We start from the raw sequence: 13,819 nt of genomic DNA, 5'->3' as shown, positions 1-13,819 counted from the left end.
CTGAGGGTGGGCGCCCAGACAATTGATGAATATTTGTTCACACATCCTGCGCCGGGCGCCCCCTCGCGGGGGGGGCCCGGGCGCGCCCGGTCTGCACAGGACTGTGCTTACGGCGAACGGCTTTCGAACATCATCGAAACGGTGCCGCTGTAGTTGCCCTGCAGGTAGTCGCCGCCGGCCGGCGCCGCTGCGATGGACACGAGGGCACGCTTGCCAGCCGCAGCCTCGACTTCAGTCGCGACTTCAACGGCGGCGGCCGGGCCCACGTCCAGGGTCTTGCCGGCCACGGAAACCGTCATCGGCATTTCACCGGCGTCTGCCGCCAGCTTGGCGTCGTAGGCAAGGTGCGCAGTGATCGCGCCCAGGCCGCTCTTCATGTCGATCTGCTTCTGCACCGGCTCCAGACGCTGCGTGGTCATGTTCCACGGCAGGTCCTGGGTTTCGCCGGCCCAGTCACCCACGGGGGAAATCTGCAGGCCGGTCGGCGACGGCACGGTGGCCGTGACGTTGATCTGCAGCGGGAACTGCTCCGGATCGGCGAAGGCGACGGCCGGCGACAGGGTCAGGGTGGCCAGGGCGGCCACGGTGATGGACTTCAGGTTCATTGCAATTGCTCCAGGGTTGGAAAATGCCGACGTGTGCGGCGGTGGACGCAGCTTCAGAGGAAGCTGCTAGTCGAGCAGGACGGATTTGCGGGATTTCCCCTCGACGATTTCAAAGCGATGGTCTTGGCCAGGCAGATGTGCGAATGCCTCGCTGCGTCCGGGCAACAGATGCACCCTGCGCGACGCTCCGCATTGCCCGGGCTGGGTGCCGGTGCTGCACTGGCGCACGTTGTCGAGCACCACGGTGCTGTTGCCCGCGTTGTGCACCACGGTGCGGTCGGCCTGTCGATCAGTGCGCAGATCAGACAACGGCTTTTCCGGATGCACGATGACGAAGACGCCATAGCCGGTGAGCACGTTGACGCCGGCCGCGATGGAACGGCGATAGTCCTCGGACTGCGCCTCGGTCAGTGCGAACTCGTCCTCCTTCTTCGGCAGCACAGGCACGAAGCGGACGCGGTAATAGCGCTCCTTGTCACGATTGCCGTGGAAGAGCAGCCGCGTGGCCTGCTGCCCTTGGCGCGGAACGATGAGGCGCGAAGGGCTGGCAATCAGGGCATTGCCACCACCGCCATACACACCCGGCTCCACATCGACCTCGTAAGGCGTGTTGTCCTCCGTGTAGCGCACCTCGGTGACCTGCACACGCACGAATGCCGTGGCGTCACCGCTGTTGCGGACACGCTTCAGCAATGCGCCCTGGTCGGGCAACAGGTACTCGTACATGGCGCCGACGTGGATCGACGGCATTTCGGCGCTGGCGAACGTGGGCAACAGCAAGGCTGCGCCCAGCAGGATGAGGCGTTTCATCGGAGCTTCCTTGAGGTCGGGGTGCGGCGTTGCCGACACCCTCTTCATCGAAGGGCGCTACGATAGGGACGGATACTCTGCCTGGGTATGCAACTATTCCGAATAATTCGAAACCCCGGGCCGCGCGGATGAACGGCTCAGCTTCGTGTACTGCGCACGCTGTAACAGGGAATCAGCGGGTCGCGCCGCAGCTGGAACAGTGGTTCGACAGGCCCATCAGAGCGATCACATGCTGGCGGACCGCATCGTCGGCGCACAGGATCATCACGCCTTCGCCATCGGGCACCGAACGGAACATGCCGTGCAGGGTGATCGGAGCGGCGGTGCGTGTGGATATGGCAACGGTATGGATGCGACCGCGGCCGCACGCGCTGCGCAGCGCACGCTGCTCTGCCCCGGTGGCCTGCTTTCCTGCGTGACCGACGCCACGGGGCTCCAGCCCGATGCTCACCGTCAGTGACCGGCCCATGAACCGGCTGGTAATCACCGGCACATCGCGATCGGGGAATCGGCACAGGAAGGCAATGTGGCTGCGCACGCCTGCCTCTTCCGATGCAGATGACGGCCCCAGGATGGCACCTTCATCATGGGGCATCGTTGCGGAGTCCCGGCACAGGCAGTGACGCAGATCCGACAGTACTCCGGCTCCCGCTGCGAACATCGTCTTGACCCCCTCGACATGGTCCATGTAGGTAACAGCCCCCTCGCCGCTTCCTGCGCCGGCGCGCCGTCCATGCTATGTCCGCCGGCTGGAGCACTCAATCGAACAACTCCGAAGTTCAGCGCGGATCGCCTTGTCCGGCCAGCTCGGCAACGAATGATTGATAAAAGTTCTATGGAAAGAACGCGGACTTGATTGCACTGTTGCCATATTGCACTGCAGCGAAACCCGCTGGAGTTGCACTGTCGGCGCGATGGCGCGTCGTTTGACCCGGCCGGAGATGCGGTGTTCGGATGCGTGTGTGCTTTCTGATGAAGTTCGACCTGCGGCGTGATCGCCATGGCCTCGCGCCCCCGCTCTACGCCTACGTCTGTGCCCATGCGACATCGCGGGAGATCGCACTGCGCAAAGCCTCGCGCGTGCTGTCGAGAATCGTGATGGACGACAGTCAGACGAAGTGGATGATGATGGAGTGCAAGGACGTGGTGCAGGCATGTCGCTCCGGGCTTCTGCCCGTGGAAGAGACACTACTGGAGCAGGCAAGCGCGGCGAGGTCCGGCGTTGCTGCACTGTATCGGGAATCGGTGCAGATCGTGGGCGTCACGGAACAGCGATGATGGGTGCGGGCGCCCCACTCCACCCGCGTGGCCGCCTAGGCCTGCCGGGGCACGGCGCTGCGACCGCCCACCTCGTCGTGACGATGGTTCTCCCACCTGCTGCGCAGCTGCCTCCGCTGCGGCGCGGACGCGTACATGTAGCCGTTCAACGAATCAAGGAACCACCGCTGCTGCTCGACATCCAGTGCAGCGAACCGTGCAAGCACTCCGGCTACGCAGGCATTCAGTTCAATGGTCATTCCGCTCCCCCGGACTACGAGTTAAGTTGCAGTCACTGTATGGATGGCAGTTCACTTCCACAATCGAACTAGTTTGCAAATGCCGCAAGCCTATCCGCCATCGGCACAGGTCACCCAGCCATTGGCAGCAGCATAGCGATGGACATCGATGGTGCTGTTGAGGCCGAGCTTCTTCATCGCCGAGCGCTTCTGTGCACTGATGGTCTGTACGCTGCGGCACAACTGGCGGGCCACCTCGCGCTGGCTGTAACCTTCGACCAGAAGGCGCAGGACCTCCAGCTCGCGCCCGGACAGCACCACGCCCGGCAACTGCTCATGCAGCGAAGCGAGTTCGAGCATCCGCGGCGACAGGTGGTTCCTGCCGACCGCCGCGGCGAGAATGGCCGGTGGCAGGTACTCCAGCGGATCGGACTTGGCAACGATGCATTTCACGCCGGCCCGCTGCGCATGCTCGATGATGTGGCTGCTGTCGTTCCCGGTGAGCAGGACGAGCGCCGTGCGAGGAAAGCGTCGCAGGAGGAAGCGGATCAATGACAGACCGTCTCCGTACTCGCCACCCGGCATCGAGTAGTCGATCACCGCGACCTGCACGCTGGTGGTGGCCAGCAGGTTGACGAGCTCGCTCGAATTCCTGGCACACCCCCGCAGGGACAGGTCCGGGTGTGCGGCGATGAGCCGGGCAACGCCGATGGTGACCACGGGGTGATCATCGGCGATGATGAATTCGACAGGCATGTTTCGCGCCTCCTTCTGTTGACGCTTGTCAGGTTGGCCGTGAAGTTTCCTGTTCGCGAAAACGCAATGCGAAGGAAAACACTATGAAAGACCGAGTCGAGGATGTTGTCATTGCCGACGATCATCCGATTACGCGCTTTGCGGTTGAGGCGATCGTCGATGAGCAGGCAGGATTCCAATGCCTGGCCAGCGTTGCAAACGGCGTCGAACTGCTGGACCTCCTCGCTGTCCAGCCTGCCGATGTTGCCGTCGTCGACTACTCCATGCCCGCTGGCGACGGCTGCGATGGCCTGGCGTTGGTGGATACGTTGTGCAGCAGGTACCCGGCACTGCGCATCGTGGTTCTCACCGCGCTGGACCAGTGGCCGATCATCCAGGTTCTGCTCACGCGCGGGGTGGCCGCGGTGGTCAGCAAGTCGGATGACCTGCGGCATGTCGCCAGAGCGTTGCTGGCCGCATCCCAGGGACGCCGGTATTTCTCACCCGCCATCCTGGCCAGCCGCGATGTGAAAGGATTCGATTCCGCCGGCGAACTGCTCTCGCCTCGCGAAGCACAGGTGGTACATCTGCTCCTGGCGGGCAAGGGCGTGAATGAGATTGCGCTTGAGCTGGCGGTCACCAAGCAGACGGTCAGCACCCAGAAGCGTGCGGCAATGCGCAAGCTCGGCGTGAGCAGCAATGCCGAACTTTTCAGGTTCGCATCGGAGTTGGGACTGGAATGAGCGCGTCTGCCGACGGGCGCGCCCAGGGTCGCGTTGGCACCTCGTGTAGTGGGAAGGCGGCAGCGGGCCGGGGCAGGAATGATGTACGGCTCGTTCAGGTTCTCCAATACAATTAGTTGCAAAGACGCATCGGGCACTCTTTGCTAGCCTTCCAGCACCGAAATGGAGGAGCACCGCGGGGTGACAGCACCGCGTCGCAACGGCTTCTCCAGCACAACGTCCCGTGAGATCCGCTCACGTGCTTTGCCCGCCTCTGGAAGGCCGATGAAACGATCAACAGGAATGGCCGGGCTGCTGGCTGCAGCCGCGCTTCTGCTCTGCGCGCTTGCCACGGGAGTCCATCACTCCTCCCGCAACGACGACGTCACGCAGGCGCGCATCATCCGTGTGGCCGCCGATCCGCAGTTGGACGGAGGGCGTGCGGTTGGCTTCGCCACCGGGAAAGGTGCTTCCGCCTATCGCTACATGATGCACATCGCCGGGCTCGCGGGCGTCCGCTTCCAGTTCGTACCCACCGGATCGCCCACGGAGGCCTACCGTCAGCTTCAGTCGGGCAAGGTCGATCTGGTGCCTTCAGTCATGGACCTGGGTCTTCCCCAGGATGACCGCTTCCTGGTCTCGCCGCCCTACTACGAGGGTAGGACACTGCTGTTCTCGCGCGCGGCGGGGCCCGGTTTCGCTACGCTTGGCGCGCTGGCCGGCCACGTGGTCGCCGTACGCGAGGGCAGCCAGTACGTTGACTGGATCCGGCGCCATCATCCGGATATCAAGGTGCTGGAGTTCACGGGAGTGCCGCAGATCCTCGGTGCGGTCGAGTCGGGAACGGCGGATGCGGCGCTGGGAACCGATGCGCTGTACAACCCGGTGATCCGCCGATACTTCCAGCATACCCTGGTCGCGTCCGGTGCGGTCGCGGAGCTGCCGATCGTGGTGCGTGCGGTGGTCAGGCGCGAGGACAAGGCGCTGCTGGACACCATCGACAGCGGACTCCGCGCGCTTTCGGTCGCCCATCACCGGGATGTGATCGATGGCTGGCTGGAGACGGTGTACCGCACGCCGCCCTCGGTCGGCGCAATCCTGCTGTACTACCGGACGGAAGCGATTTCCGCCGCCCTCGTCCTGCTGGCGCTGGCGTTCGCGGCCTACCAGATGAAGCGATCACGGGATCTGGCCAAATGCGCCGCGCAGGAGAAGGCAAGGATGCTGGCCGTGGTCAGCCATGAAATCCGCAATTCGGCCAATGCGCTGCTTTCGGCAACCGACCTGCTCGGCAAGGGCCCCGTGCTTCCGGAGCAGGAAGAGGCCCTCGATGCAGCCCTGGCCAGTGCCTCCAGCCTCAGTCTTCTGCTGAACAACGCATTGGAGTACTCGCGATTTGAAGGAGGCAGCCGCGCAGCGGAGCCAACGCGGGTCGCGCTGCGCCCCCTGATCGAGGAGTCGGTGCGCGCGTTCCGCCCGCAGGCGCGCGAACGCAACGTAACCTGCCATGTGGAACTGCCCGGTGGCGAGCCGGGCGATCTGTGGATCGATCCCATCGTGGTGCGGCAGGTGGTCGTCAACCTGTTGTCCAACGCGATCAAGTTCACACGCAACGGTGACGTACGTGTACGCCTGTGGGTGGAGGCCGGCACGTCCGGGCACTGCACACTGAATATCGAGGTCATCGACAGCGGTATCGGCATGAGTGCCGAGGAGCGCGACGCCTTGTTCTCCGACTACTGGCAGAGCCAGCAGGGACGCGCCCTGGGCGGTGCTGGCCTGGGCCTGTCCATCTGCTCGCGCATCACGCAGCGGCTGGGGGGTTCCATCCAGGTGGAGAGCAGCCCCGGAAAAGGCAGTCGCTTCCACGTCGTGCTTCCCGCACGTCACGCGCGAGCCTGCGAACCTTCCGCTCCCACGCTCGCACTCCAACAGCAGGCGACCGCCACGCACGGGAATCCATCGGTGCTGATCGTGGAGGACCATATCTACAGTGCACGGATGTTCAAGGCGCAGATCGAGGCGATGGGGCTGTCGGTGACCTTGGCGACGGATGCTGCGCATGCCCTGCGCGTGATCCGGACGGCTCCTCAGTTCGGCTCGATCCTGCTGGACTGCAACCTGCCCGACATGGATGGCTACGCACTGTGCCGGCGGATCCGCGCGATTGAGCACTCGCGGCGGCAAGGACATGCCAGCATCCTGGCGATCTCAGCGATGGAGGGCGTTGAACATGCGAAGGAGTGCGCCGAGGCGGGGTTCGATCACGTCGTGACCAAACCTCTCTCCACCTTCCAGCTCAGGGCCTGGCTGGGCCGCGGACCGGGGGACGAGATCGCACGCGGAATGCTGGAGATCTTCTGGGAATCGTATGACAGCGACCTGCAGGATCTCCAGGTCGCGGTCGAGGCGGGCGTCTGGGGCAAGGCCAGCGACATGGCCCACCGCATCTGCGGCAGCGCGGCCATCGCTGGCGAGCGTGGCATCGAAGCCATCGCGCGGGCCCTGATGCCGGCACTGCGCCAACGCACGGCAGACCCGGCGTCGGCCAGTGACATCGCCCGCCTCATCGAAGACCTGCGATGGTATGCGGCGCATGGCACGCGGATGCAGCAGGCGCCGCTGGCAGCGGCGCCGTGCGCTTCCTCCGCCGCACGCGGCCGCGTCCCCGTCGAGGAACGCGGCATCGCCTCAGTGCAAGGGCACCCGCAGGACTGAAGGTGCGTTGGCCGGGGAACTGAAGGTGACCGTTCCGCCCAGCTGGCTGACGCCGGCATAGCGCAGGTCCACGGTGTCGATCACCAGGGTCAGCCGGCTTCCGGCCGGGATGTTCCAGCTGCTCGCTTCAAGACGCAGATCGAGCGTGCTGGCCTGCCCTGGGGTCGCGCTGCGCAGGGTGTACGGCTTGTGGCTGATCAGCTGCCCGTTGCCGAGGACGTCCTCGACGAACAGATACGCATAGAGCGTGGTATCGGCCCGGCTTGGGGTGACGGTGACGCGCACTTCCGGCATGCCGTCCAGGCGACGGGCGCTCCAGTAGACCGGGCTCTGCCAGACGCCGGCGGCATTGCGGCCGATGAAGGGCACGTAGGCGCCAGGCGCAACGTTGATCATCTGCAGGGAGCCGGACACCATCGCGACACCGGAGTTGGCGGCGGTCGGCAGGCCACTGCCGATGCGGTAGCTCCAGCCGCTGCTGCGCCCGTTCTCGACCAGGCCACCCGTGGGAAGCAGCAGTCCGCCCGGCGCGGTCAGCGCGTACTGGGTCGCCCCGGCACGGGTCGCCTGCCAGTCTGCATAGGTGTTCCAGCTGCCCTTCTGCGACTTCAGCTGCACGGCCGGGGCACGATCGATGCCGTTCGCCACGCCCTTGAGGTAGTGATCGAACCAGTCCCCCACCGAGGCGTAGACCTCATTCGGCACCCCCAGCGCACCCAGCGCCTCGTTGAGGGCGTGATCGCCATGACGCAGCTGCAGCTGTTTGGGACCGGTCAGCGCATTGAAGAAGTCCACCAGCTGGCCAGGCGGGAACAGGCTGTCGTTGAAGGCATTGGCCAGGAAAATGGCGGGGCGGTTGGCGTTGATCTCCGCCACGCTGGCGGACGGGCTGCGCAGTGCCGCAACCGGCAGCAGCGATTCCACCGCGCCCTGGAAGTTGCCGGTCACCACCTTGCGGTTGATCGTGGCCAGCTCCTCACCGGGACGACCGGTGGCCATGCCGGCGGCCACCAGCAGGGCAATGCCCTGCGCGCTGGGCGTGTTGTTGCTGTACAGCGCCGCCTCCAGGTCGGCCCAGCCGCTCAGTGCGGCCACTGCCTTGATGCGCGGATCACGCGCCGCCGCCAGCAGGCTGGTGCCGGCGCCGTAGGAGATGCCGGAGACACCGATGCGGGCAGGATCGGCCCGGGTGTTGTCCAGCGCCCAGTCGATCAGCGCGCTGACATCTTCGACGGTGGCGGGTCCGGCGATGTCGATCGCCCCACCCGACTCCCAGAATCCGCGCGAACTGTAGCTGAGCACGATATAGCCACGCTGGGCCAGCGCCTGCGCGACGCCGACATATTCCACGCTGGGAACGGCCCAACTGCTGGGCATGACCAGCAGCGGAAGGCGTCCCTCGCCCTGCCCCTGCGGCTGGATGACGAATACCCCGAGCGGTGTTCCGTCCCAGCTGGGTATCGTCTGATGGGTGGTGGTGACGGTCACCGCCCAGGCGGCAGGTGACAGGCCGGTCAACAGGATCAACAGCAGCAGCATCTTGCGCATCGTCGTTTCTCCCCGTCGCTGCAGTGCGACGAGCCGGACCGTACCAGTGCGAATGGTGGGAGACACCTTGCGACGCAACATGGCGGGAACGCCCCTGTCGCCAGGCCTGAACATGAATGCGGCGTGCTAGGCTCGAGCGTGCCGATGCAGGCACACAGACAGCTCCCGGCCGGTGCCGGCAGATTCAATTGCCGAAAAGAGGTCAATGGCGAAGTTCCCGTTCCGGATGGCCGCATGCGTGGCCGCCCTGCTGGTCCTCCTGGCGATGACGCTTGTCGTCGCCTCGCGGCGGTCTGCGGACAGCACGCAATCACCCACGGCCACTACCGGAGCCGAGGCTGCGCTGCACGGTGCGCCGGCGTCGGCAGCCGCCGCGGGTACCGGACAGGCCAAGCCCGTGCTTTCACCCATGGCGCGCTACCGCGAGGCGGCCCGCCTGGATCTGCTCATCGCCGACCTGGAGCAGCGCTCGCGCAGCGGCGACGCCGACGCCAGCCTGGCCCTGAGCCGGATCTACGACGAGTGCATGATGTCCATCGACCCTACGGCACTCGCGACGAGCGACATCCCGACTGCGCGCCGTGCGGCCCTGATACGCAGCCATGCCTGGTTGCAGAGGCGCTGTGCCGGGGTGTCGCTGCGCATTCTCGAGAGCATCAGGAACGTCCGGCACTACCGAAGCCTGGCCGCCCGGCAGGGCAGTCTGGTGGCGCAGATAGAAGAGCAGATCCTGCATGCACGTTCTGATCTGTCCCTGGCCGATCACAGGACACTGATTGAAGCCGTCCTCCTGCAGGAGGATGGCGAGGCGTACGTGGCTCTTTCCAACCTGATGGGTTCGACGGCGGCCGGCAGGCGCGAGCAGCTGCAGGGCGTTCCCGCCGGCAGTGAGGTCGCCACAGCGGCCTGGATGCTCGCCGGATGCCGGCTCGGCATCCCCTGCGGAATCGACTCTCCGCTGCTCAACCGCCTGTGCGGCCAGTCGGGCATGTGCGGGCCGGAGTCGGTCGAGGACCTGTTCACCAGCGACCTGCAGCCGGAAGACAGGGACGCTGCCCAGGCCGGGGCCGATGCGATCTTCGCGTTGGCGCATCGCATGGGACGGGAGCCGGGCCTGTAGTCGGCGCGCCCTCGGCATCCCATCCGCAGCCCGGCAACCCGGCGCTGCGCGAACCGGCGATAATGATGGGCTTTTCACTGGCAGGAGTTGTCGATGTCCCCCTACCCCTTCGATGCGGTGCTGTTCGACTGCGATGGCGTACTGGTGGATTCCGAGCCGCTGGTGGCCCGCGTGCTCTCCGAGATGCTGAGTGCGCGCGGCTGGCTGCTGACCCCCGCCCAGGCAGGCGAGGTCTTTCTCGGCAAGTCCGTCGCCGGATTGGCCGGCCTGATCGAGGAGCGCACGGGAAAACCCTTCACCGCCGAATGGCTGGAGGAGTTCCGCCAGCAGCGCAATCGTGCCCTGGAGCGGGACCTGACCGCCATCGCAGGTGCCCCTGAAGCCGTGCGGGCCATCCACGCAGCCACCGGCGGCCGCATCGCCTGCGCGTCCGGCGCGGACCTGCACAAGGTGGAACTGCAACTGCGCAAGGTCGGGATGTTCGACGCCTTCGAGGGCCATGTCTTCAGCGGCCAGGACATGCCGCGCAGCAAGCCACATCCGGATGTCTACCTGGCCGCTGCCGCTTCGCTGGGCGTCGAGCCGCAACGCTGTGCGGTGATCGAGGACACCGTGACCGGCGCTGCGGCCGGCGTGGCCGCGGGTGCCACCGTGTTCGGCTTCAGCGAGGGCGGGCCGCACCACAGCACCCCGGAGGCACTGCGCGCCGCAGGTGTCCATCGGGTGTTCCAGCGCATGGATGAGCTGCCGGCCCTGCTGGCCGCCCACGCGGCCGGCGCCGTGGCGTGATCCGGTCAACCGAATGCAGCGTGGGGCCGGCCCCGCGCCCGCGGCTCATGGCCGCCGCCTCGCATCGGACCGGGCCTCGATCATCTTCCAGCCATTGCCGGAAGGATCACGGAATCCGGCATCGACCGCGCCGTAGCGCTCGACCGGTTCCTGGGTGAACTCGACCCCGCGCTGTCGCCAAGCTTCGTAGGTGGCCCGGCAATCGTCCACCGCGAGCACCAGGGGCGGCATCGCCCCCTTGGCCAGCAGCTGCTGCAGGCTCGCCGTGGTGGCGGCGTCGTGGACCGGTGGGCCGGGCCGGAACAGGCCAAGCTGGACGCCGTCCTGCCCGGGGCTGCGGACCGTCAGCCAGCGGTAGTCACCGTTGCGCACATCGGTGTGCACCTCGAAGCCGAGCTTGCCGACGTAGAAGTCGAGTGCTTCATCCTGGTCGCGCACGTACAGGCCGACCACATTCACGCTGTTCGTCATGGGACCTCCCTCAGTCGGGGGCGACGTTAGCAGCGCTGTCGCGTCGCCGCTTCTCCAGAACTGCGGTCTTCAGGTCAGGGCGTCGTGCCGCGCGGGCGTGGCACTCCGGTACCCGACCCTGCGCTGCCACCCCTGCGCGCTCGCGTTCGCGGATGGCACCCGGGCTGGCGCCGGTGATGTCACGGAAGATGCGGCCAAAGGTGCCCAGGCTGACCCAGCCGGTCGCCAGCGCGATCTCGGTGATGGGCAGTTCGGTCTCGCGCAGCAGGGCAACCGCCCGCTCGATGCGCCGGCTGAGCAGGTAGCGATGGGGCGGTGTGCCAAACGCCTGCTTGAAGGAGCGTGCGAAGTGCGCCACGGACACTGCGCTGACGTCGGCCAGACGGGCGACCGGCCACGGTTCGTGGCTGGCGCGGTCCATGCAGTCGCGGGCACGCAGCAACCGGCGCAGCAGTTCCGGGCTCTGGTTCATGGCCTCCCCGCATGCACGAGGCAGGGCCACGCATCCTCCGCGCACGCCATCCCTTCAATGGCGTGCGGGGATGCGGACAGGGGCGATGGGTGTCGGGCGGCCATGAACCGGCCCAGCCTGCGTCCCCGACTGCGCGCGGTCAATCCCTGCCGGTCGCCGGCGCCCTGCGGCATGATGGGCGCCTTGTCCCCAGCGGAAGCAGTCATGCCTGTCGGAATCATCGGGCTCGGAGTGATGGGAACGCCGATGGCGTCGCACCTGGCGCGGACGGGAAGCCAGGTACTGGGATGGTCGCGCTCGGGCCGCAACGACGCCGAGGCGGTCGCCGCCGGTGTCGAAGTGGCCGATGGCGTTGAAGACGTGTTCGCTGCCTGCGGCACGATCATCCTCATGCTCGCCAACGACGCGGCGATCGACAGCGTGCTGGCGCGCGACAGCCCCGAATTCGCCGCGCGTGCTGCCGGTCGCCTGCTGATCAACATGGGGACCAGCTCCGCGTCCTATTCGCAGGCATTGGCACAACAGGTGCGCGCAGCCGGCGGGCGCTATGTGGAAGCCCCGGTGTCCGGCTCGCGGGTGCAGGCCGAAGCAGCGCAGCTGGTCATCCTGCTGGCAGGTGAAGACGAGGACGTCGCACAGGCCTCCGCGCTGGTGGCGCCGCTGGGCAGGCAATGCGTTCCCTGCGGCAATGTTACCGCGGCATTGCGCATGAAGCTCGCCGTGAACCTGTACCTGATCACGCTGGTGACCGGCCTGGCCGAGGCCGTGCATTTCGCCGAAGCGCACGGCATTCCGCTGGAGCGCTTCGCGCAGGTGCTTGATGCCGGCCCGATGGCCAGTGACGTTTCGCGGATCAAGCTCGACAAGATGGTGCGCGGCGACTACGCGGTGCAGGCGTCGATCACCGACGTGCTGAAGAACAGCCAGCTGGTGGCTGCGGCGGCGCGCGACGCCGGCATCACGGCACCGCTGATCGAGGCCAGCGATGCTCTCTTCGCTCGCGCCCAGCGGCTCGGCCTGGGCGGGCTGGACATGGCGGCCGTGCTGCAGGCGCTGCGAGGACCGCCCGCCGCCTGATTCAGCAAGGGATGGCACGCCCGCCCCCGCCCGCTGCTATATTCAGGCGGGCTCGACAGGCATGGTGCCTGTCCACGCAACAACAGGGAGTTGGCCATGGGTCTGGTACAGGCGGTGAAGGGTGCGGTCGGTGGTGTGCTGGCCGACCAGTGGAAGGACTTCTACACCGTGCCCACCGGCCTACCGGCCACCGCAGCCCTGTTCGCTGCGGTCCCGCAGGGCACCAATGCCGGGCGCGGCTCCAATACCCACGCGTCGTCCAACATCATCAGCAACGGCTCGAAGATCGTCGTGCCCGAGGGCTACGGCCTGCTGCTGTTCCAGGACGGTGCGATCACCGCCTTCGTCGCCGAACCGGGCGGATACGAATGGCGCTCGGACGACCTGAACTCGCAGTCCCTCTTCGCCGGCGACGGCCTGGTCAGCACCTTCATCAAGCAGAGCTGGGAGCGCTTCAAGTTCGGTGGCCAGCCGGGAAGCCAGCAGGCCGCCTTCTTCGTCTCGCTGAAGGAACTGCCGGACAACCGTTTCGGCACCCAGTCGGAGATCTACTGGGATGACGGTTTCCTCAACACCCAGGTCGGCGCGGTCACCCGCGGTTCGTACACGTTGAAGATCGTTGATCCGATCCTGTTCGTGAAGAACTTCGTACCCGCAGCCTACCTGCAGCCGGGCAAGGTGTTCGACTTCACCGACCTGGACAACGCTGCCGCCACCCAGCTGTTCAATGAGGTGGTGGGCTCGCTGGCGCCGGCCTTCAGCCTGTACACCAACGATCCGGGCAAGGGCAACCGCATCACCCGGCTGCAGCAGGATTCGATCGGCTTCGCGCAGAGCCTGTCGGCCGCCGTCGAGCAGGCCTACCAGTGGCAGAGCGATCGCGGCCTGGCCATCGTCAAGACGGCGATCGTCTCCATCGAATACGACGCCACTACCCGCGAACTGCTCAAGACCGTGCAGCGCGCCGACGCGCTGGCCGGATCGCGCGGCAACTCCAACCTGCAGGCCAGTGTCGCCCAGGGCATCCAGTCCGCCGGCGAGAACGGTGGCGCGGCAGGCCTGGTGGGGGTCGGCATGGCATCGGGCATGTTCGGTGTCGGCGGCATGCAGCAGCCGGCCACCCCGGCCGCGGATGACCCGGTGGCCAAGCTGAAAAAGGCCAAGGAGATGCTGGACCTGGGCCTGATCACCCAGGATGACTATGATGCGTTGAAGGCCAAGGCGCTGGGCCTGTAACCCGCAGGACGCGAACCGCA

Annotated in this window: 15 protein-coding genes; 7 read left to right on the top strand and 8 right to left on the bottom strand. The window is 66.4% G+C overall.

The window, feature by feature from the left end; translation table 11 throughout:
- Positions 1-107: 107 nt before the first annotated feature.
- From ACVOJ1_RS07655 to ACVOJ1_RS07645, 3 genes are all read right to left on the bottom strand, one after another.
- Positions 108-605, bottom strand: a complete 498-nt coding sequence (locus tag ACVOJ1_RS07655; RefSeq protein ID WP_053515864.1) for a CS1 type fimbrial major subunit — start codon at positions 603-605, stop codon at positions 108-110.
- 66 nt (positions 606-671) lie between these two features.
- Positions 672-1,415: a CS1 fimbrial subunit B flags: Precursor gene (locus ACVOJ1_RS07650; protein WP_262100613.1), complete on the bottom strand. Its 744-nt coding sequence runs from the start codon at positions 1,413-1,415 to the stop codon at positions 672-674.
- Positions 1,416-1,587: 172 nt separating this feature from the next.
- Complete coding sequence (locus tag ACVOJ1_RS07645) at positions 1,588-1,953, bottom strand: hypothetical protein (RefSeq protein ID WP_346480248.1); 366 nt, start codon at positions 1,951-1,953, stop codon at positions 1,588-1,590.
- Positions 1,954-2,387: 434 nt separating this feature from the next.
- On the opposite strand from ACVOJ1_RS07645, the gene ACVOJ1_RS07640 reads away from it, so the two are divergent.
- The gene (locus ACVOJ1_RS07640; protein ID WP_154582308.1) at positions 2,388-2,693 is read left to right on the top strand and encodes a hypothetical protein; all 306 of its coding nucleotides are present in this window, start codon (positions 2,388-2,390) and stop codon (positions 2,691-2,693) included.
- A 35-nt stretch (positions 2,694-2,728) separates the two neighbouring features.
- On the opposite strand, the gene ACVOJ1_RS07635 is transcribed toward ACVOJ1_RS07640, so the two are convergent.
- Both ACVOJ1_RS07635 and ACVOJ1_RS07630 read right to left on the bottom strand, forming a co-directional pair.
- Positions 2,729-2,932 carry a hypothetical protein gene (locus tag ACVOJ1_RS07635; RefSeq protein WP_346480247.1) on the bottom strand — a complete coding sequence of 68 codons (204 nt, stop codon included), beginning with the start codon at positions 2,930-2,932 and terminating at the stop codon, positions 2,729-2,731.
- A gap of 90 nt (positions 2,933-3,022) precedes the next feature.
- Positions 3,023-3,667, bottom strand: a complete 645-nt coding sequence (locus tag ACVOJ1_RS07630; RefSeq protein WP_065182299.1) for a LuxR C-terminal-related transcriptional regulator — start codon at positions 3,665-3,667, stop codon at positions 3,023-3,025.
- A gap of 83 nt (positions 3,668-3,750) precedes the next feature.
- Here ACVOJ1_RS07630 and ACVOJ1_RS07625 point away from each other — a divergent pair, with 83 nt between their 5' ends.
- Positions 3,751-4,389 (top strand): response regulator, encoded by a 639-nt coding sequence (locus ACVOJ1_RS07625; protein WP_346480246.1) that lies wholly within the window; start codon positions 3,751-3,753, stop codon positions 4,387-4,389.
- 282 nt (positions 4,390-4,671) lie between these two features.
- On the top strand, positions 4,672-7,086 hold the full coding sequence (locus tag ACVOJ1_RS07620; protein WP_346480245.1) for an ATP-binding protein: 2,415 nt from the start codon (positions 4,672-4,674) through the stop codon (positions 7,084-7,086).
- On the opposite strand, the gene ACVOJ1_RS07615 is transcribed toward ACVOJ1_RS07620, so the two are convergent.
- Positions 7,060-8,634 carry a S15 peptidase family protein gene (locus ACVOJ1_RS07615; RefSeq protein ID WP_346480244.1) on the bottom strand — a complete coding sequence of 525 codons (1,575 nt, stop codon included), beginning with the start codon at positions 8,632-8,634 and terminating at the stop codon, positions 7,060-7,062. The genes ACVOJ1_RS07620 and ACVOJ1_RS07615 overlap by 27 nt on opposite strands.
- A 205-nt stretch (positions 8,635-8,839) precedes the next feature.
- Here ACVOJ1_RS07615 and ACVOJ1_RS07610 point away from each other — a divergent pair, with 205 nt between their 5' ends.
- Both ACVOJ1_RS07610 and ACVOJ1_RS07605 read left to right on the top strand, forming a co-directional pair.
- Positions 8,840-9,754: a hypothetical protein gene (locus ACVOJ1_RS07610; RefSeq protein ID WP_283219768.1), complete on the top strand. Its 915-nt coding sequence runs from the start codon at positions 8,840-8,842 to the stop codon at positions 9,752-9,754.
- 93 nt (positions 9,755-9,847) lie between these two features.
- The gene (locus tag ACVOJ1_RS07605; RefSeq protein ID WP_111186919.1) at positions 9,848-10,543 is read left to right on the top strand and encodes an HAD family hydrolase; all 696 of its coding nucleotides are present in this window, start codon (positions 9,848-9,850) and stop codon (positions 10,541-10,543) included.
- A gap of 45 nt (positions 10,544-10,588) precedes the next feature.
- Here ACVOJ1_RS07605 and ACVOJ1_RS07600 read toward each other — a convergent pair whose 3' ends face one another.
- Together ACVOJ1_RS07600 and ACVOJ1_RS07595 are read right to left on the bottom strand one after the other, a co-directional pair.
- Positions 10,589-11,014 carry a VOC family protein gene (locus ACVOJ1_RS07600; RefSeq protein WP_053515885.1) on the bottom strand — a complete coding sequence of 142 codons (426 nt, stop codon included), beginning with the start codon at positions 11,012-11,014 and terminating at the stop codon, positions 10,589-10,591.
- Between the two features lie 10 nt (positions 11,015-11,024).
- Complete coding sequence (locus ACVOJ1_RS07595) at positions 11,025-11,486, bottom strand: helix-turn-helix transcriptional regulator (RefSeq protein ID WP_111186918.1); 462 nt, start codon at positions 11,484-11,486, stop codon at positions 11,025-11,027.
- Positions 11,487-11,690: 204 nt separating this feature from the next.
- Between ACVOJ1_RS07595 and ACVOJ1_RS07590 the strand changes: the two genes are divergently transcribed.
- Together ACVOJ1_RS07590 and ACVOJ1_RS07585 are read left to right on the top strand one after the other, a co-directional pair.
- A complete protein-coding gene (locus ACVOJ1_RS07590; protein WP_346480243.1) occupies positions 11,691-12,563 on the top strand; it encodes an NAD(P)-dependent oxidoreductase in 873 nt (290 codons plus the stop codon).
- Positions 12,564-12,659: 96 nt separating this feature from the next.
- A complete protein-coding gene (locus ACVOJ1_RS07585) occupies positions 12,660-13,799 on the top strand; it encodes an SPFH domain-containing protein (protein ID WP_193395822.1) in 1,140 nt (379 codons plus the stop codon).
- Positions 13,800-13,819 lie beyond the last annotated feature (20 nt).

Source organism: Stenotrophomonas sp. STEN225, assembly GCF_056756445.1.
Note: the sequence above shows the minus strand (reverse complement) of the source record. Positions and strands in the feature narration are given on the sequence as shown.

Coding starts and splice junctions, on each gene's coding strand:
- ACVOJ1_RS07585 (WP_193395822.1), top strand. CDS start 12,660: ATGGGTCTGGTACAGGCGGTGAAGGGTGCGGTCGGTGGTGTGCTGGCC.
- ACVOJ1_RS07590 (WP_346480243.1), top strand. CDS start 11,691: ATGCCTGTCGGAATCATCGGGCTCGGAGTGATGGGAACGCCGATGGCG.
- ACVOJ1_RS07600 (WP_053515885.1), bottom strand. CDS start 11,014: ATGACGAACAGCGTGAATGTGGTCGGCCTGTACGTGCGCGACCAGGAT.
- ACVOJ1_RS07625 (WP_346480246.1), top strand. CDS start 3,751: ATGAAAGACCGAGTCGAGGATGTTGTCATTGCCGACGATCATCCGATT.
- ACVOJ1_RS07605 (WP_111186919.1), top strand. CDS start 9,848: ATGTCCCCCTACCCCTTCGATGCGGTGCTGTTCGACTGCGATGGCGTA.
- ACVOJ1_RS07620 (WP_346480245.1), top strand. CDS start 4,672: ATGGCCGGGCTGCTGGCTGCAGCCGCGCTTCTGCTCTGCGCGCTTGCC.
- ACVOJ1_RS07635 (WP_346480247.1), bottom strand. CDS start 2,932: ATGACCATTGAACTGAATGCCTGCGTAGCCGGAGTGCTTGCACGGTTC.
- ACVOJ1_RS07630 (WP_065182299.1), bottom strand. CDS start 3,667: ATGCCTGTCGAATTCATCATCGCCGATGATCACCCCGTGGTCACCATC.
- ACVOJ1_RS07650 (WP_262100613.1), bottom strand. CDS start 1,415: ATGAAACGCCTCATCCTGCTGGGCGCAGCCTTGCTGTTGCCCACGTTC.
- ACVOJ1_RS07655 (WP_053515864.1), bottom strand. CDS start 605: ATGAACCTGAAGTCCATCACCGTGGCCGCCCTGGCCACCCTGACCCTG.
- ACVOJ1_RS07615 (WP_346480244.1), bottom strand. CDS start 8,634: ATGCGCAAGATGCTGCTGCTGTTGATCCTGTTGACCGGCCTGTCACCT.
- ACVOJ1_RS07595 (WP_111186918.1), bottom strand. CDS start 11,486: ATGAACCAGAGCCCGGAACTGCTGCGCCGGTTGCTGCGTGCCCGCGAC.
- ACVOJ1_RS07640 (WP_154582308.1), top strand. CDS start 2,388: ATGAAGTTCGACCTGCGGCGTGATCGCCATGGCCTCGCGCCCCCGCTC.
- ACVOJ1_RS07610 (WP_283219768.1), top strand. CDS start 8,840: ATGGCGAAGTTCCCGTTCCGGATGGCCGCATGCGTGGCCGCCCTGCTG.